The organism is Microcoleus sp. Pol11C3 (assembly GCF_036701485.1).
Taxonomy (GTDB): domain Bacteria; phylum Cyanobacteriota; class Cyanobacteriia; order Cyanobacteriales; family Microcoleaceae; genus Microcoleus.
Genome location: NZ_JAUBQW010000128.1, coordinates 1 through 18,924, shown reverse-complemented (window position 1 = coordinate 18,924; position 18,924 = coordinate 1). Strand labels below are relative to the sequence as shown.

Below are 18,924 nucleotides of genomic sequence, written 5' to 3'. Positions count from 1 at the left end.
CTTGCACTTTATTCTCGATCGCGCGCTCAAAACCCAGGCTACCTCAAGTGCGATCGATATATTCAGCAAGCCCTAAAATAGACCTCTTGCAAAAATAGCTGGGCCGGAGAGCCCGTCCGAAAATTTGCTTAAAAGGACTTTTGCAAGAAGTCTAATCTAAGAGGACACGGCATTGCCGTTTCCCTACGCCAAAAATAATTAATCGCGCGACAGATGTAACTATCGCGCGATTAATTTTAGGGAATAGTTAACAGTCAACAGTTAAATGTTAACGGTTAACTGTTAACCATCATTCCGGTTTCACCGAAATTGATATCAACTACATTCTCTGACTACTTGATAGCAATCTTTGCGCCCACAGCTTCAAGCTGTTTCTTCATTTCTTCAGCAGCTTCCTTAGCAATAGCTTCCTTAACTGCCTTCGGTGCGGCTTCTACCAAGTCTTTCGCTTCCTTCAAGCCCAGACCGGTAATCGCCCGGACTTCCTTGAGAATTGCGATTTTCTTGTCAGCAGGAACTTCTTCCAGAATTACGCTGAACTCAGTTTGTACTTCTACTTCTTCAGCAGGGGCTCCGCCACCCATACCGGGCATCATCATCATGCCACCTACAGGAGCAGCAGCGCTGACGCCGAAAGCTTCTTCAATTTGCTTGACCAATTCAGAAGCTTCGAGCAAAGTCAGAGACTTAAGTTTATCCAAGATTTCGTCAGTTGCTGTAGACATTTTTTGAACTCCTAGTTCGATTGTAGATTTGGAATTTGAGATTTTCGATTGCTCATTAATTATTAGTCTCTCGTCTCGAATCATCAGTTTGTTTCTCAAAACTAACGACTCATAACTCACGACTAATTACTAATGACTTACGCCGATGCGCCTTCTGCTTCTGCTTCAGGTTGTGCTTGTGCTTCTACTGCTGCTTCTGCTTGAGGTTCTACTTCAGGTTGTGCTTGTGCTTCTGCTTCTACTTCTGCGGAATCGCCGTCTTTTTCAGCATAAGCTTTAAGACCGCGAGCGATCGAAGTAGGAACTTGATTGATACCCACAGCCAACTTGGTTGCGACACCGTTGATAGCGCCAGCAATTTGAGCCATGAGTTGTTCTTTCGACGGCAGATCAGCTAATGCTTTAACATCAGCTTCTTTCAGTACCCGTCCTTCCATCACGCCGCCGCGAAGTTCAGTCTTCTTAGAGACTTTTTGGAATTCTTGGTAAGCTTTAATCGCGCCGCCAATATCTTCTTGCACGAACACAAACGCCGACGTACCTGTCAGCAATTCTTGTATCGGCTGCCAGGTTTCGTTGCCTTCAACAGCAATTCGCATCAGCGTGTTTTTTGCCACTTGGCAACTGCTGCCTTTCGGACGCAAACGCCGACGCAAATCTGTGATTTCAGCAACAGTTAAGCCCGTGTAGTCAATCACGATCGCCAGTTGAGATTCGCTCAAGGTTTGCTTGAGGTCTGCAATAATCTCATTTTTTACTGCTAAACTTTTGCCCATACTTATTTCACCTCCTTTTAGGATCGAAAACTGCCCGTCAAAAACCCCGACCTTCGAGCCGGGGCAGAGAATTAAAAATTAACAAGTCAGAATTAAAAAATAGAAATTTTCTAATCTTTGAGTCTTGAGTTTTTATTTCTTCAGCCTCGGCAGGAAATTAAGCGATCGGCACCTGCGGTCTTCAGCTTATTGATTTTTGATTAGGCTATCATCAGAAGGCAGAGATGAGCAAGGGTCTGGCGTAAGTCTTGTGAGAGATTTACACAGACAGCCGAAGCTGTCTTTTACCTTCTGCCTTCTGCTTAATTCTTTCTAGGCAGCATCAAGTTTGGTATCGCGCAGGGCACTGATATCGACTTCGATCGATGGGCCCATTGTTGCGGATACGTACAAACTGCGCCAGTAGCGACCTTTAGCACCAGAAGGACGGTTGCGGTCAACAGTTTCTTGCAAAGCATGAAGGTTGACCAGCAAATCTTCCGCTGAGAAAGCTGCCTTGCCAAACATAACATGAACGATGCCAGTTTTATCGGCACGGAATTCCATCTTACCACCTTTAAACTCGTTGATCGCCTGAGCAATGTCAGTCGTCACCGTGCCACCTTTCGGAGAAGGCATCAAACCGCGCGGGCCCAATAACCGACCCAATTTTGCCACCAACGGCATCACGTCTGGGGTAGCAATCAGGCAATCGAAGTCCATCATGCCCTTCTGAATTTCCTCGATCAACTCTTCCGAACCAGCAATATCCGCGCCGGCATTGAGAGCTTCTTTAACTTTTTCGCCCTTAGCAATCACCGCAATTCTGACTACTTGACCAGTTCCTTTTGGTAGCGATACAGTTGTCCGCAACTGTTGGTCAGTATATTTCGGGTCAATTCCCAAACGGATATGAGCTTCAGCAGATTCGCCAAACTTAGCGGTTGCTGTTTCTTTCAAAAGTTGCAGAGCTTCCAGCGGTAGATAAGGTCTCTCTTCAACTTTCTTTTGAAGTTCTTGCAGTCTTCGCGATACTTTCTTTGCCATTTTTGTTTATTGGGGTCAGTCGATTTTAGATTTTGGATTTTAGATTTTAGATTGAACTGTTTAGCTCATTACTAATCTAAAACATTTGCGATTCCTAGCGAAGCTTTGCTTCTCCCCCTGAATCGACTTAGGACTTACGATGTGAACTTGAAGATTTTAGCTTCAAAATCCTGAATTACTGACAACTGTCAACTGTCAACTGACAACTGACAACTGACTTCAATCCGCGATCGCCACGCCCATATTTTTAGCCGTTCCTGCCACAATTTTCATAGCAGCCTCAACATCATTAGCGTTAAGGTCAGGCATTTTCGTTTCAGCGATTTCTCGTAACTGAGCCTGTGTAATCGTCCCTACTTGCTTGCGATTAGGTTCTCCCGAACCCTTAGCAATGCCAGCCGCTTTTTGAATCAAAACCGACGCCGGCGGGGTTTTGAGAATAAACGTAAAACTGCGGTCTTCAAAAACCGAAATTTCTACCGGAACCACCAGACCCGCTTGGTCTGCGGTTCTAGCATTGTACTCCTTGCAAAACATCATAATATTGACGCCGTGCTGACCCAGAGCTGGGCCGATAGGAGGAGCTGGGTTGGCTTTTCCCGCCGTAATCGCCAACTTAATTACTGCAACAACTTTCTTTGCCATTAGTTAGTTCTGTTTCTGAACCTGATTGAACTCCAATTCTACAGGCGTATCGCGCCCAAAAATCGAGAGTAAAACTTTGAGCTTGTTTCGTTCCGGGCTAACTTCAATCACATCACCTTCAAAATCCTTAAATGGCCCGGAAAGTACCACAACGTGGTCTCCAGCAGACATCGATACTTTGACAACTGGTTCTGATTCCTGAGCGTTTCTGAAGATCCGTTCTACTTCCGAATGACTCAGAGGTAGCGGTTTGACGTGACCCCTGCCGCGCCCGTAGCGGCGTTTCTGCTCGGCCCCGACAAAGTTAATTACATTCGGGGTATTCTTGATCACCTGCCACGTATCCTCGTCCATAAACATACGGATGAGTACGTAGCCGGGAAAGATTTTTTCATCTGACTGCCGCCTGGAACCGTCTTTGCCGACTTTGATCGCCGGAGTTTGCGGAATTTCGACTTGAACGATGCGATCAGCAACATCCAAAGTTTGAATCCGCTGCTGCAAGTTTGCCTTCACGCGCTTTTCGCAGCCAGAGGCCACTTGAACAGCATACCAGCGAGCATCAATCTCCGGCACATCTGGCGATGCTGCCTGTCCCGTCGCTTCTGTGGAATACTCAGATTCTTCTGATGCAAAAGTCATGGCCCAAACACCTTTCCCGCGCCCCAGTTAAAGAAATTATCCACAAAATAGATCAGGCTTGCTGAGAGGATTACCATCAAAAGCACGGCCAAAGACTCGCTGATTAACTGCTGCCGGCTCGGCCAAACCACTTTGTCGAGTTCTTCTCTAGTTTCCTTAAAAAAGCCCGTAGGATTAAACCCAGGCGCCGTTATTTCTTGAGTTTCTTGAGCTTCGTCTTTTTTCGCCACGATTCAATCCCCCTTGCGAGTTTAGATTTTAGATTTTAGATTTTAGATGGTGTGAGTGGCCCGCGGCTCTCTGATTTTTTGACACTAACCACTTACGCCCCAGTCCAAAATCCCACATCCAAAGCCATCACTTTTTTACAAGCCCAACCAATCAACGGCGTAAATGCCGATCGCCGAAACCGATGATCGAGAAGCCACACCGAGCATTTGTTGATGGCATTTTTTGCGAACCGCCCACAAAAATTAATTCTACCCGAAAGTTTGCGGTTTTGACTGTTGCCAGCCAATAATCCGGGCGCTTTCGGGCAGAATTTAAAGTTTGGTGATTCAGCGCGCCCTGGAGGACTTGAACCCCCGACATCAGGTTTTGGAGACCTGCGTTCTACCAACTGAACTAAGAGCGCACAGGTGAGGTTGCTGAAATTCGCTTAACCTCTAGATTTCTATTTTAACACAGTGCGCTCGTAAATGGGAAACTTTTTTTGAAATTTTTTAATTTCCCATGAACCATGAACCAAGGGTAAGCAGGGTGCATTCCTACAGGGAGCGATCGAACCGCTGTTTGACACGAGTAGCTTTGCCCACCCGATCGCGCAGGTAGTAAAGTTTTGCTCTGCGGACTTTCCCGCGGCGCATCACTTGGATCGTAGCGATGCGGGGCGAGTGAATCAAAAACACCCGTTCCACGCCGACGCCCTGAAACACGCGGCGAACGGTGATTGTTTCATTAATCCCGCCGTTACGCATGGCAATCACAGTCCCTTCGTAGGGCTGAACCCGTTCTTTAGAACCCTCTTTAATTCTTACGCCGACGCGCACTGTGTCGCCCACGTAAATTTCGGGGAGTTGTTTATTAAGTTCTTGCTTGACTCTATTTATTTCTTCCGTTTCGATGGAACGGATTATTTCTGCGCCTTTCATGGGATTTACCAAAACTCACAATCCCTTATCATATATCGCAATGCCCGTTTTATGTCAAAAAATTTCTATGTTAGATACCTCTGGGGTCGTATTTCTGCAACTGGGGGCAATGGCTGCACTCGCCTTCTACGTCGCCGCCAACTTGGGGGCAAACGATGTCGCTAACTCGATGGGGACATCGGTAGGCTCGAAGGCGCTAACGCTGCGGCAGGCAATAATTGTTGCAGGCATACTGGAGTTTTCCGGCGCAGTGCTGTTCGGCCAAGGAGTTTCCGAAACTCTGGCAACAGGAGTTGTGAATGCACAAGTGTTCGCTGCCCAACCGCAAGTATTTTTAATCGGGATGGTGTCAGTGCTGATAGCTTGCGGGATATGGCTGCAAATCGCTACCAGTCGAGGTTTGCCCGTTTCTTCATCCCATGCGGTGGTGGGCGCGATCGCGGGTTTTAGCTGTGTTGCAGCCGGAATTAATGCAGTTGATTGGCGAACCATCGGCACCATCTCCCTAACTTGGGTGGCGACACCTGTTGCTAGCGGTGCTTTAGCAGCACTATTTTACAGTGTGGTGAAGTATTCGATTCTCGATCGGCCAGATCCTCTATCTCAAATGCGCGAGTGGATACCTTGGCTGAGTGCAGCACTGCTGAGCGTATTTGGGATAATTGTACTGCCGTCTGTTGTGGATGTGGCTTTGGTGCAGACAGGCGCGATCGCCGCGGCGCACGATCGATTTGGCTGGAATCTGCCAATTCACGATTTTGTCATTGGCATTGGGAGTATTGGGGCGATCGGCCTCACACTCAATAGCTGGAAAAAATTAGAATCAGTTGAGAAGCAAGAAGAAAGAAGGAAAAAGGAAGAAGCAAAAGGGGATAAGGGATTCGGCCCAAGTACAAAATCCTCCCCCACTCCGACACTCCCCCACACTCTCATCGAGCAACAAATGGCGAGATTTCAAGTCTTGAGCGCCTGTTTTGTAGCATTTGCTCACGGTTCCAACGACGTAGGAAATGCAGTTGCTCCCCTAGCTGCGATCGCCTACATCCGGCGCACAGGTTCCTTTCCCTCAGAAGATTTCAGCGTTCCCCTGTGGATTTTAGTCGTCGGAGGCGCAGGAATAGTCATCGGTTTAGCCATCTGGGGCAAAAATGTAATTGCAACAGTCGGCGAAAAAATCATCGAACTGCAACCAAGCGGCGGATTTTGCGCGGAATTAGCCACAGCCACCACAGTCTTGCTAGCATCCCGCTTCGGTTTGCCAGTTTCCACATCCCACGCTTTAGTGGGTGCAGTCGTCGGAGTCGGGCTGATCAAAGCTTGGAAAACAGTACGCTTGCAAACTTTGCTGTCAATTGGTTCGGCTTGGCTGGTGACAATTCCGATCGCAGCAGTTTTGGGTGCTAGCATTTTCAGCATCGCGCAATCAATTTTAGATTTTAGATTTTAGATTGAGGCATTTCAGAACAGTCATCAGTCAACAATCACGGATGGATGGTGCAACCGGAATTGATCTAACTCATCTGCGTTAATCTGTGTTTATCTGCCCTCATCTGCGGTTAAAAAAAGAGAATGTAAACCGCAGATGACAATGGATGGACGCTGATTCGCGCAGATGAAGATCAGATTCAGGACTAATAGTGCTTTCGCACATCAAACCCGGTTGCGGCACACCAGCACGCGGGCTACTCAATCACTTAATTCTTTCTCCAAGCAATGCTTTAGCTGTTGAGCCAGCACCTCGACCCCTGGCTTTCTCAACATAGTAAGATGATTCCCAGGAACTCTAATCACCTCTACTTTTTCCGTCGTTAATTCACTCCAGCCAAGAGTCGGATCTTGATTACTCATGCTTAGCTGTTCCCTCGATCTAAACAGAGTAATTCGCTGCGGATAAATTTTCGGTACATAGCTGAGAGTTGCTTGACTATTAGCCTGAAATACAGTAAACATCGAAGGAATTGCCAGCTCGCGCCAGTTGTGTTTTTTTGACTCCTGAGATAGGATGCTAACCATAACGGCCTGTTTCCAATTCCAGCGATGCAAAAAATTAGCTGCCCAATTAAGCATCTTATTTAATTTGGGGAATTTGGCAGCAATACCGCCACTTTCAACATTTTCCGCAGCAGCCACCAAGCGACAATAATCTACTACAAAAGGCCAGATAGAGCGAGAAACAGTAATCAGAATAAACTTGCAACCGTCCCAAAAAGAAGGTTTGTTAGCAGAAACCGGCGCTAAAGTATCCAGCACAGCAAGTAAAGCCACTTCATCCCCCGCTGCGAGCAACTGTTGAGCCATCTCAAAAGCAACCAAACCTCCAAAAGACCAGCCTCCTAAAAAATAAGGCCCTTTTGGTTGAACGGTACGCAAGGCTGCGATGTAGTCAGCCGCCATGTCTTCAATGCTAGTTAACGGAGAACTTTCGCCGTCAATCCCCTTTGGTTGCAGCCCGTAAAATGGTTGATTTTCTCCTAGCTGAAATGCTAACTCGACATAAGGAAATACGACGCCAAAGATGGGGTGGACGCAGAACAACGGGGGATTTTTACCGCGAGGCTTAATTGCAACTAAAGGCGACCATTCCAGAGAATTTGTTCCTGAAGATAGCGAATCTGCTAAACCTTCAATTGTCGGATTTAAAAAAAGAGCAGATAGCGGCAATTCGCGCTGAAATTGCTGGTTAATCTCATTAATAAGGCGGATTGCCAGCAGGGAATCTCCACCCAAATCGAAGAAGTTGTCGTGAATACCAACGGGTTCGGCATTTAGGATTTCTGACCAAATTTGGGCGAGGGTTGACTCGGTTGGCGTGCGAGGTGCAATGCAGCTTTGATCTGTTGATTTGCTAGTGATATTTGCCGATGCTTGTAGGCGCAGGCGATCGATTTTGCCGTTGGGGGTGAGGGGCAGAAAGTCGATCGCCACAAAAGCACTGGGAATCATGTAATTGGGCAGTTGTTGTTTGAGGAAATTGCGTATTTCCCCGGGATTAAGGGTCTGATTGTGATTGGGGACGACATAAGCAACTAGGCGTTTGTTGCCCGACAAATCATCCGCAGCAACCGCCGCTGTTTCTTTGACTGCTGGATGCTGAACCAGCAGCGCTTCAATTTCTCCCAATTCTATTCGATAACCACGAATTTTTACCTGTTCGTCAGTGCGGCCTAAAAACTCAATATTGCCGTCGGGAAAATAGCGAGCTAAGTCACCCGTTTTATAAATTCGTTCTCCTGCTTTCTGGCTAAACGGATTAGCAATAAATCGCTGGGCGGTTAATTCGGGGCGGTTCAGGTAGCCTCGCGCCAATCCGCTGCCGCCGATGTACAATTCACCGGGAATTCCAACTGGTACAGGCTGTAAATTTTCATCTAAAATATAGAGTTGAGTGTTAGCTATTGGGCGGCCGATGGGCGGTTTTTTGCGTGAAGCGAAGCTATCCGGCAGGGAATCGCCAATTTTGGCAAAACTTGACCAGACTGTCGCTTCTGTAGGGCCGTAAGCGTTAAAAAATCTGCGCCTAGAAGCCCAGCGTTTAACAATATCCGAGGAACAGGATTCGCCAGCACAGATGATTGTTTGCAGTGCAGGAAGTTCGGCGTTTGGAAGGACAGCTAGCAGCGAGGGCGGGAGGGTAGCATGGGTAATAGCATTGTCCTGCAAAAATTGGATTAATGTTTGTCCGGGCAACAAAGATTCTTTCTTGGCACAGTAAAGTGTTGCTCCGGTTCCTAATGCCATGACAATTTCAAATATTGAGGCATCAAAACTCAGGGAGGCGAATTGCAAAATGCGGTGATTTGAGTTTAAGTTAAAAGCTTCAATTTGAGCTAGGGCTAAGTTGTACAGTCCCCGATGTTCGATTAAAACGCCTTTGGGTTTGCCAGTTGAACCAGATGTGTAAATGACGTAGGCTAGGTTTTGTGGTATGATATTTGTAGTTGGATTTTCTGGGCTTTGTCGGGCGATAATTTCTCTGTCGGAGTCCAAACACACTACTGAAAAAACTCCGTAATTTTCCGGCTGCGTCAAGTTTTTTGCTAAGTGCTGCTGAGTTACCAAAATCGACACCTGAGCATCTTCTAACATGAACTTAAGGCGCTCTTGAGGATAAGTTGGATCTAAAGGCAGGTAGGCTGCGCCTGCTTTGATAATGCCTAGCAATCCGACGATCGCATCTAAGGAACGTTCTACACAAAGGCCCACTAAAATTTCTGGTGCTGCTCCCAATTGCTGCAAGTAATGTGCAAGTTGGTTGGCTTGGCTGTTGAGTTGGCGGTAGGTTAACTGCTGGTTTTCAAAGACGGCGGCTACAGCATCGGGCGCGAGCTCGACTCGCTCTTCAAATAGCTGATGGAAACACTGGTTTTGCGGATAATCTTTCTGAGTGTCATTCCAATCGATTAATAATTGCTGGTATTCTGGCGCTGTCAGCAAAGCCAAGTCGCTGAGGCGGTGTTTGGGATTGGCAACAATGGCTTCAAGCAGGGTTTGGAAATGTCCCGCCATCCGCGCAATTGTGCCGCTATCAAATAAATCTGTGCTGTAGACAAATTGCCCTTGAAGACTTCCTGCATTTTCCCACAAGTGGCACTCTAAATCTAGCTTGGCGGTTCCTGCGTCAAAGTCGATCGCCTCTCCAGCAATTCCCGGCAATTCTAGCGCTGCTACAGGAGTGTTTTGCAGGCTGAAACTAACTTGAAATAGGGGGTTGCGGCTCAACTCGCGATCGGGGTGTAATTCCTCAACCAACTTCTCGAAGGGCAAATCTTGGTGGGCGTAGGCTGCCATTGCGACGTTTTTTACCCGATGCAATAGTTCCCGAAAAGTTGGGTTTCCTGATAAATCTGCACGCAGCACTAAACTATTGACAAAAAAACCGATTAATGCTTCTATTTCGCTCAGGTTGCGATTGGCGATCGGCGTTCCTACTGCAATATCTACTTGTCCTGTATAGCGGTACAGCAAAGTTTGAAAAGCGGCTAGTAGAGTGATAAATAAAGTCGCGCTTTCTTGCTGGCTCAATGACTTTAGCGCCTCGCTCAAAGCAGGTGATAGTGTTATAAATTGTTTAGCGCCGCGGTAGGATGGAACGGCTGGTCTTTGCCTGTCTGTTGGTAGATTGAGTGTGGTAATTCCGTTTAACTGCTGCCGCCAATAAGCTAACTGGGTTTCTAATACTTCGCCCTGCAACCATTGGTGCTGCCACTCTGCAAAGTCGGCGTACTGCACGGGCAGTGCTGGTAAGTGCGAGATCCCATTTTTTACAAATGCTGTGTAGAGCGTTCCCAGCTCTCGAATTAGCACTCCAATCGACCAACCATCAGCCACAATATGATGTAAATTCAGCAACAATATATGTTCTGTTTCACTGAGTTGTAACAGCGTTACTTTAAATAACGGCCCAGCGGCTAAATCGAAAGGGCATTGCGCTGCATCGGTTGCGAGTTGCAGCGCTGCGGTTTCCTGCTGATTTGGCGAGAGATTTTGTAAGTCGATTGTGGGGAGCGATACGGTTAAAATGGGAGCAATAACTTGTACGAGTTCCCCTTCCAAAAGCGTAAAAGTGGTGCGTAAAGTTTCGTGCCGCTGCACAATTTCATTGAAGGTTTGCTCTAAGGATATTAAGTTGAGCGAACCTGTTAAGCGGAGCGCTGTTGAAACATTGTAGAAAGGATTGCCCGGTGCTAATTGATTGAGGAACCATAGCCGCTGCTGAGCGAACGATGCCGGGAAGACAAAAACTTCTGTTTCTTGCTGCATATTTATCGAAATTGCACCCTGTTCAACAGCATCATTGTTATTAACTTTCTAGATTATATCTCTTACACTCATTCACAAACTCTCTTGAAATCATCTGCGTTAATCTGTGTTAATCTGCCTTATATCTGCGGTTTCTTGATTGCTCAAAAATTTATGCAAGAGGTCTATTAAAAGACGATAGCTTCCGCCGCCGACTATCGCGCGAAATCGGCACTAAAGCCGGAGCATCACTTTTCGCATTCTTATCTTTTAAACTCTCCACAATCTTAGACAATTCTGCAATTGTCGGTGCTTCAAAAACGCGGCGCAAAGGCAACTCTACCCCGAAAGCATCTCGCACTCTAGAAACAAGCTGAGTCGCCAGCAGCGAATGGCCTCCCAATTCAAAGAAATTGTCGCGGATACCCACTCGCTTTATCCCCAAAACCTCAACCCAAATTTTCACTAAAACTTCCTCAATAGAAGTATGAGGCGCAACATAACCGCCAGCCCATTCTAACTTAATCGGCTCCGGTGCAGGCAAAGCGAGGCGATCGACCTTTCCGTTAGCCGTCACCGGTAGCGACTCCAGCACCACAAAAGCCGACGGAACCATATATTCCGGCAGTTTTTCTGCTAGATAAGCCTGCAACTGTGGCACTAATTTCCGCGCTGCTTTAGCTTGTAAGGGATTGTTAGCATAAGAGCGCCAAGGACGCAACTTATCGCTTCTGGTTTCTCGCACAAAATCTCTAGTTTCGCCCCGTGCAAACACTACATCGTAGCGCCCTTGACTGTCGGAACTAGACCAACTAATATTAACATTATACGGAACTTCCAAAGCATACCACGCTTCGGGATCTACTCCTAAATCATCGAGTTTTTCCACAGCTTTCTGCAACTGACCTGCTGTGGAAAATTTATCCACAACAGACAGCAATTCTGCCGCCTTAACTGCTGCCATTACCCGCGAATTAGGCACATTAGCAATTCTTAAAACATCGAGTTGATTTTGCAATAATATTTGCTGCACCTTGGTAACAGTGAGATTCTGATTTTGAGCAGACCAATCCAGTCGTTTTGATCCCCCCTGCCCCCCTTGAAAAGGGGGGTTCTGAAGCTCTGTTTTGTCATAAAAGTTAGAGACACTTCTTAGCCCCCCTTCGTAAGGGGGGTTGGGGGGATCTTTCTCCGGCGCAATATGCAGAATCGCATTGTACCGAAAATCAGTTAACTCATTGTGATAACTACCGCGAATTAATTGAATTTCTACGCCGCAAATCTGCGGAAAGCAGTGTTTTAATGCGCTAAAAAACTCTGGTTCAATAACTAACTCTGTTTCTTGAAAAATTTGCATTTGTACTCGCTGCTGCAACTGTTCCCCAGCGAGAGAAGGTTCGGCTTGATACAGTTGTACCGAAGTGTGGAAAGCTGCCAGCAACGGCAAGCTGCGGACATCTCCGATGAATATAAAGCCGCCGGGAGCAGTTGCTTTCACCGCACCTTCTAGCACCTGCACGAGATAGTCGATAGTCGGGAAATATTGTACGACAGAGTTGAGAATTACGGCGTCAAAAGCTGCTGTCTCTACTCCTTCAAAGTCAGTCGCCATTTTCTGAAGCAGCGTTACATTAGCTAACTGTTGATTTGCCAAATGCTGCTGAATATAGTTGAGCGAAATAGGTGAAAAGTCGGTGCCGCAATATTGAGTGCAGCGAGGCGCAATTTGGAACAGCAACAAACCTGTGCCGCAGCCAATTTCTAACACTCGGCTCGGCTGCAAAGCTAAAATTTGGGCGGCTTGATTGTTCGCCCAGTCGCGCACCTGTTCTGCTGGGATTGGCTGATTAGTATAACTGCTATTCCAGCCGACAATGTTAAAGGTTGGATCTGAGTCAACAGCAGGTTGATTGTAAGTTTCATTGTAGAGCATTTGCCACTGCAAGACCTGTTCTTCCTGCAATTGCATTATTTGGTTTTTTTCGCGGGCAACGCTATATTCTGGATTCAGGGCAATATAAGCTACTAAACGTTTATCTCCCTGTCCATCTTCCGAAGCTATTGCTACAGTTTGCTGCACGGCCGGATGTTGAGTTAATACTGTCTCGATTTCTCCTAATTCGATGCGGAAACCGCGAATTTTTACTTGTTCGTCAATGCGTCCTAAAAATTCAAGGTTGCGATCGCCTCTGTAGCGCACTAAGTCGCCGGTTTTGTAAATTCGCTCTCCTGAATTTGGTTTAAAAGGATTGACAATAAAGCTTTGTGCGGTTAAATCTGGGCGGTTGAGGTAGCCGCGAGCGAGTCCGTTTCCGCCGATGTACAATTCGCCAACAACCCCCATTGGTACGGGCTGCAAATATTTGTCTAATATGTAGATTTGAGTGTTAGCAATGGGGCGGCCAATTGTCGGGGCGATGTCTGTTTGCTCTGTTACAGGAATATAACCGGAAGTTGTGACGACGGTGTTTTCGGTTGGGCCGTAATTATTTACTAGCTTAAATGGATGGGATTTTAAAGGATGTTGTTGCAGTTTTTCGCCGCCTGCGAGCAAGATTCGCAACGCTGTTGTTGGAGGCCAATCTAATAGCAAAACTTTCTCGGCTAAAGGTGTTGGCAAAAAGCTAATGGTGATGGCTTTTGATACTAACCAGTTTTGCAGTTTTTCAGGATCTCGCCTGATGTCATCTTCTGGAAAGTAGATGCTAGCTCCCGCGGCGAGATAAGGCCAAATTTCCCACCCGCAAGCATCAAAGCCGATCGCAGCAATTTGCGTGGCTCGATCGCCCGCTGACACCCCAAACTCTCTTTGATGCCAAAAAACGAGATTTAACAAGCTCCCGTGCTCAATTTCCACTCCTTTCGGCTTTCCCGTGGAACCGGAGGTGTAAATCGCGTAAACCCGATTTTCGGCTGTGACTGCGCTGGTGGGATTGTCGGCGATTTCTTGGGAAATCATCTCCCAATCTTTGTCTAAACAAACTATCTGTAAATTGGGCGAGCGCAAATTCTCTACCCATTGCTGCTGAGTTAACACAACAGATAATTGAGCATCTTTTAGCATAAAGCTTGATCGCTCAGCAGGATAGCTTGGATCTAAAATTAAGTAAGCTCCTCCCGCTTTCAGGATACCCAACATCCCCACGATCATATCGAGCGATCGCCCGCAGCAAAGCCCGACTAAAACTTCCGCCCCAACCCCAATTTTTTGCAGATAACGTGCTAGTTGGTTGCTGCGGAGATTTAGCTCTCGATAGGTAACTCGCTCCTCTCCAAATACCAGCGCGATCGCATCCGGTGTCCGATCCGCCTGCATTTCAAATAGCTGATGGATGCACAAATCTTGCGGATAATCTGCCTGAGTGTTGTTGCATTCAACTAACAAATGATAACGCTCTTGGGCGCTCAAATATTGCAAGTTTGCTATGCGCTGTTCGGGATTTGTCACAATGCTTTCTAACAAGGCTTGAAAATGCCCGATCAGGCGGGTAATCGTAGCTTCATCAAATAAATCGGCGCTGTAAATAACCATGCCGCTGATACCCTCGGAGCTATCAACCCAGAGCTTATTGCTGGGCGATTGGTTGCTTCCCGAGCTGTTGGGCGATCGCTCCCACAAATGAAACTCCAAATCAAACCGCGCTGTACCCACATCTAACTGCTGCGGGCTCAGTGTTAATTCTGGCAATTCTAACTGATTCCCCGGCGCGTTTTGCAGCGCAAACGCCACCTGAAATAAGGGATTTTGGTTCAACGCGCGATCGGGGTGCAGTTCTTCTACTAACTTCTCAAACGGCAAATCTTGGTGAGCGTAAGCTCCTAATGCTACCTCTTTGACTCGGTTTAAAAGTTCCCGAAAAGTTGGATTTCCCGACAAATCTGTACGCAGCACCAAACTGTTGACAAAAAAACCGATTAATGCTTCTATTTCACTGCGGTTGCGATTGGCGATCGGCGAACCTACAACAATATCTTCTTGCTGGGCGTAATGGTAAAGCAACGTTTTAAAAGCTGCCAGCATAGTCATAAACAGCGTCACTCCTTCGCGCTGGCTCAACGTTTCTAAAGCCTCGCTCAGTTGTTTTGGCAGTTGCAAAAATTGCCTTTTACCTCGGTAACTTTGAATTACTGGCCTGGGTCTATCCGCAGGCAAATTTAGCATAGAAATGCCGTTTAACTGCCGTCTCCAGTAAGCAAGCTGCGTTTCTAAAACTTCCCCTTGCAGCCATTCACGCTGCCATTTTGCAAAATCAGCATACTGGATCGACAAAGCCGGTAAAGGCGAAGGTTTTTCGCTAGCAAATGCCGTGTAAAGCGCGCCTAATTCCTGAATTAGCAATCCGATAGACCAACCATCGGAGACAATGTGGTGCATATTCAGCATTAGTAAATATTCGGCATCATCTAACTGCAACAATGTGACTCGCAGCAACAAGTCATTGGACAAATTGAAAGAGCGTTGAGCTTCCTGGGCGGTGAGCCTGTTTGCTTCAGTTTGTCGAGATTCCTTTGGCAAGTTTCGCAAGTCCACTACATTAATCGGGAGGTGGAAAGCAGCAGCTATTCTCTGAACAGGTTGCCCCGAAACTACGGCCAAAGTCGTGCGTAAAGCTTCGTGGCGGCGCACAATTTCATTGAAAGTTTGTTGCAGCGCCGAAAAATTGAGCGAACCTGTCAAACGCAATGCTGCGGGAACATTATAGAAGGGATTGTTCGGGACTAATTGGTCGAGAAACCACAAGCGCTGCTGTGCAAAGGAAAGCGGTTGATTTCCGTCCCGCCCCATCGGAACAATCGGTGTAGAAGTAAAACTAGAAGTACGATTAGCTGCTTTTAAGAATGAAATTATTTCGGCTTTTCTCTGAGAAATTTCGGCGCGCAGTTCGGGTGTAATAATTCCTTCTGGAGCGTTGCAGCGCAGGATCTCGCCCTCAACAAAAATATTAATATCTAGACTGCGAAGGTAAGATAAAAACTCAACTAACTCTACCGTGACAGAATCTCTGGCATTTGGCGATGAACTCGATATTTTTGGATCGGGCATTTTGAGTTATCCTGTCCTTACTTGGGCAAATCAATAAAATAAATTCTACAAGCGCACAAATTAAGAGCTTAACTTACCGCTTGCCGACTGTGGCCTAACCTGAGTATGATTCTGTTTGAATCCGCAACCAAAATCCTACCCAAGGTTTCAGCTTATGCCGTTCATGCCCTTCAATTTCCTGTTTCTATGGCTGGTGGGACTGCTGTCCATCGGCGTACTTGGCGGAGGTATATACATTATTTACGAATGGTACATCGGCGAACTTGTAGGGATTTCCTACTTAGTCAGCGGAGTCTTGATGCTTCTTTGGTCTGTTGGCGGCCGGTTTATCAGTTTGCCGTTGTTCCGCCGCCCGGGTGCTGACGAACCGAAGCCGACGCGGACGGGTACGGTGCAGCGGGTAGAGAGGCCTGATGGCACTATTTTACAAGTAGAATTCTACGGCCCAGAGGACGGACAGCCGATTATCCTCTCACATGGTTGGGGCCCGAACAGTATGGTTTGGTATTACGTGAAACGGCAACTAACCGATCGCTACCGAGTGATTGTTTGGGATCTTCCAGGTCTGGGAAAATCCACTCGACCAAAAAACAGCGACTACTCCCTAGAAAAATTTGCCCGCGATCTCGAAGCCGTCATTGCCATAGCAGGAAATAAACCTGTTATCCTACTCGGACACAGCATGGGTGGCATGATTTCTCTCACATTCAGTCGGCTTTTTCCAGAACTTCTCGGTAGTCGAGTAGCTGGTTTAATTCTGGTAGATACGACTTATACTAATCCCGTCAAAACCGCTATTTTTAGCGGTTTATTACGCGCTTTGCAGAAGCCGCTGCTTCAACCGATCCTCTATCTCACCATAGCTCTGGAACCGATTATGTGGGGAATGACTTGGCTGAGCTATCTCAATGGTTCACTGCACATCAGTGTAGAATTATCGGGATTTAAAGGCACTGAAACGCGCGGTCAATTAGAATTTTCAGCTTTCTTATCAGCCTTGGGTTCTCCTGGCGTTCTCGCTCGCGGCACACTGGGAATGCTCAAATTTGACGAAACAAAAACTTTGCCATCAATTGACATTCCTGTGTTGGTAATATGCGGCGATTCAGATATCGCCACTACCCCCCCAGCTAGCCTGCGAATGAAAGCAGAATTGCCTCAAGCAGAGCTAGTTACTATACAGAAAGGAGGACACATGGCATTAATGGAGCATAACCAGCAGTTTGCAGAAGCTGTCAGGGCATTCTGCACTGAAATTTCGTGATTTTTAGCTGCCGTCAACCTCACTGGTAAAACCTGCCCCACCCAATCCAAAATACAGCAAATAATTCATTCTCCGGGGTGGGTTTTACCAACAATAACAGCCAACAATTAACAATAGACCTCTTGCAAAAGTCTGGAGGCAAAAGAAGCTGCACCAATAAACTCAGCTTAGAATATCAGGTCTTGATAACACTGGAATAGCTGGACTTTATAATTTTGAAATCAATCAAGTTCAAAAGATTCATAATTTTTGGATCGGGCATTTTGAGTCATCCTGTCATTACTTGGGCAAATCAATAAAAGAAATTCTACCAGCGCACAAATTAAGAGCCAGGACTTACGGAAGTGTCACAATTAGTAAGGTGCGTCAGATCCGAAACCCTTGATAATCCGTTCATAATCAAAGTCTGACGCACCCTACAAGTCGATTCGAGCGTGCTATTGCAACTAAGTAGGCTGCGATCGCACCCATCGGGCGGTTACGCGATCGTAAGAAGGCGGCGCGGAGGATCGTCGCAAAAAAAGTGAGGCTATCCTACCTGAACTTCCTGCTCAGTTTGAACCTTTGCTAAAGCCGCTTTGAGATTTGCTTCAATCGACTCCACCTCACCCCAATGTTGGCAGTAAACTAGCAGCTTGCTACCTCTCTGAAGGATGAGATTTTGATGCTAGGTAGCTAGACATCAGGCATTGCTTTCTAAATCTTGGCTTTGAAAAATAGAAGGTGTGTCAAACTGTGTCCAGGAAAGATGGCCGCGCGATCGGCAAGGAGTAGTAGCGGAACATCGCCCCTCGTTCCATAAATTGCTCCATCACCAGCAATCTTTACTGATTACTTTCAAGTATTGCCTTCGCCTGCAAAAGTCCTTGAATATTCGTGCTGCGATCGCTGCTAGCTGTTAAATAGATGCGATCGCCATTGGAGTTAAAGAATACCATCGCATCTTTGACATTAAAACCTTGCTGTGGTATGATATACATGAATAGAGCAAGATAGTGATTAGAATGCTGATAAATAATCAAACTGAGATAAATTTACTGGGTTTGAGCGATCGCCTAGAAATCACGCCTCACAGGAATAGCGATCGCCACATCATCGAATTTATTAACTATCTTTTTTCCTACTTCGCTTTTTCTTCTCGACTTTGAACAGTGGCGCACTTAGGGCTTCATAGAGACTAAATAAATACTCAATGCGATTTAGTTCGCTAACGAAGGGCTGGGGACGATAGCAAAGGTCTACAGCTTTGTCTAGGGCTTGATGGGCTTTTACCAAATCGGGCGGCATGGTGAGAGGATCGTAAAGATCGGCGAGGCTGCTATCGGGATATTTTGCCCTTGTATCTAATACTTTTTGTGCGGCAGTTTCGACTTTTTGCTTTTGTTTGTCGCTGACATTTTCAGGGAAAGGATAATTGTTGTAAACGATATCTTTGGAATAACGAAAACGACTTTCTAATCTTCCACAGACATACTTAACCCAAGTCATGTGCATCTCAGAATTTAATACTGCAAATAACAATAAATCAGCACTTGGAATAATTAAGCAACTGTCACCAGTAATAATTGTGGTATCAAAAAATCCAAATGGAATATACTTTCTGTTTTCTGAGGAATGCCTCGGAACAAGTAAGTAATCTGTTGAAGGCATATTTTCTACATGAAAACGAGTTGGCGTAGATGCTAGTTTTCTCGTTGGCTCACTTTTACTAGCTAACCTAAATTGTTTGACAGCCTCAACTTTTTTTAAAGCGTGGGGCATTTGCTTTAATTCATTTGGTGGGCAATCTCCAAGCCATAAACACCAACGCTCACGATTATTAATAAATTCATCAGCACCCATTGGTGACAAGTTAAGGCTCAAAGCCAGTTGTCAAGGGGATTTTCGGAGGTAGCTCAAAGAAAAAAGGTTC

14 protein-coding genes, 1 tRNA gene and 1 other annotated feature are annotated in these 18,924 nt (G+C 46.4%); of the genes, 2 read left to right on the top strand and 13 right to left on the bottom strand.

Annotated elements, in window-relative coordinates:
* Window positions 1-332: 332 nt before the first annotated feature.
* The 9 genes from rplL to rplS form a co-directional block, all read right to left on the bottom strand.
* Entirely contained in the window at window positions 333-725 is a 393-nt protein-coding gene (gene rplL / locus QUA40_RS22780) for a 50S ribosomal protein L7/L12 (RefSeq protein ID WP_333130062.1), read from the bottom strand.
* A gap of 137 nt (window positions 726-862) precedes the next feature.
* Window positions 863-1,501: a 50S ribosomal protein L10 gene (rplJ, locus tag QUA40_RS22775; RefSeq protein WP_333130059.1), complete on the bottom strand. Its 639-nt coding sequence runs from the start codon at window positions 1,499-1,501 to the stop codon at window positions 863-865.
* Window positions 1,502-1,530: 29 nt separating this feature from the next.
* Window positions 1,531-1,704, bottom strand: a sequence feature (ribosomal protein L10 leader region).
* Window positions 1,705-1,813: 109 nt separating this feature from the next.
* Window positions 1,814-2,527 (bottom strand): 50S ribosomal protein L1, encoded by a 714-nt coding sequence (gene rplA / locus QUA40_RS22770; protein ID WP_333130057.1) that lies wholly within the window; start codon window positions 2,525-2,527, stop codon window positions 1,814-1,816.
* Between the two features lie 219 nt (window positions 2,528-2,746).
* A complete protein-coding gene (rplK, locus tag QUA40_RS22765) occupies window positions 2,747-3,172 on the bottom strand; it encodes a 50S ribosomal protein L11 (RefSeq protein ID WP_006635588.1) in 426 nt (141 codons plus the stop codon).
* Window positions 3,173-3,175: 3 nt separating this feature from the next.
* On the bottom strand, window positions 3,176-3,814 hold the full coding sequence (nusG, locus tag QUA40_RS22760; RefSeq protein ID WP_332953948.1) for a transcription termination/antitermination protein NusG: 639 nt from the start codon (window positions 3,812-3,814) through the stop codon (window positions 3,176-3,178).
* Window positions 3,811-4,044 (bottom strand): preprotein translocase subunit SecE, encoded by a 234-nt coding sequence (secE, locus tag QUA40_RS22755; protein WP_333130055.1) that lies wholly within the window; start codon window positions 4,042-4,044, stop codon window positions 3,811-3,813. Before secE ends, nusG begins: the two co-directional genes overlap by 4 nt.
* A gap of 151 nt (window positions 4,045-4,195) precedes the next feature.
* On the bottom strand, window positions 4,196-4,405 hold the full coding sequence (locus QUA40_RS22750) for a hypothetical protein (protein ID WP_333054361.1): 210 nt from the start codon (window positions 4,403-4,405) through the stop codon (window positions 4,196-4,198).
* Window positions 4,376-4,448: transfer RNA gene (locus tag QUA40_RS22745), tRNA-Trp, on the bottom strand. Before QUA40_RS22745 ends, QUA40_RS22750 begins: the two co-directional genes overlap by 30 nt.
* Window positions 4,449-4,581: 133 nt before the next feature.
* Window positions 4,582-4,965 (bottom strand): 50S ribosomal protein L19, encoded by a 384-nt coding sequence (gene rplS / locus QUA40_RS22740; protein WP_333130053.1) that lies wholly within the window; start codon window positions 4,963-4,965, stop codon window positions 4,582-4,584.
* 67 nt (window positions 4,966-5,032) lie between these two features.
* Here rplS and QUA40_RS22735 point away from each other — a divergent pair, with 67 nt between their 5' ends.
* A complete protein-coding gene (locus tag QUA40_RS22735) occupies window positions 5,033-6,412 on the top strand; it encodes an inorganic phosphate transporter (RefSeq protein WP_333130050.1) in 1,380 nt (459 codons plus the stop codon).
* A 239-nt stretch (window positions 6,413-6,651) separates the two neighbouring features.
* Here the strand turns inward: QUA40_RS22735 and QUA40_RS22730 are convergent, their stop codons facing one another.
* Window positions 6,652-10,725: an amino acid adenylation domain-containing protein gene (locus tag QUA40_RS22730; protein WP_333130047.1), complete on the bottom strand. Its 4,074-nt coding sequence runs from the start codon at window positions 10,723-10,725 to the stop codon at window positions 6,652-6,654.
* A gap of 151 nt (window positions 10,726-10,876) precedes the next feature.
* A complete protein-coding gene (locus QUA40_RS22725) occupies window positions 10,877-15,748 on the bottom strand; it encodes an amino acid adenylation domain-containing protein (protein ID WP_333130045.1) in 4,872 nt (1,623 codons plus the stop codon).
* A gap of 154 nt (window positions 15,749-15,902) precedes the next feature.
* Between QUA40_RS22725 and QUA40_RS22720 the strand changes: the two genes are divergently transcribed.
* Window positions 15,903-17,012, top strand: coding sequence for an alpha/beta hydrolase (locus QUA40_RS22720; protein ID WP_333130043.1), 1,110 nt, complete (start codon window positions 15,903-15,905; stop codon window positions 17,010-17,012).
* Between the two features lie 824 nt (window positions 17,013-17,836).
* Here the strand turns inward: QUA40_RS22720 and QUA40_RS22715 are convergent.
* Window positions 17,837-17,992, bottom strand: coding sequence for a hypothetical protein (locus QUA40_RS22715; RefSeq protein WP_333130041.1), 156 nt, complete (start codon window positions 17,990-17,992; stop codon window positions 17,837-17,839).
* 124 nt (window positions 17,993-18,116) lie between these two features.
* Window positions 18,117-18,854 (bottom strand): type IIL restriction-modification enzyme MmeI, encoded by a 738-nt coding sequence (locus QUA40_RS22710; RefSeq protein ID WP_333130039.1) that lies wholly within the window; start codon window positions 18,852-18,854, stop codon window positions 18,117-18,119.
* Window positions 18,855-18,924 lie beyond the last annotated feature (70 nt).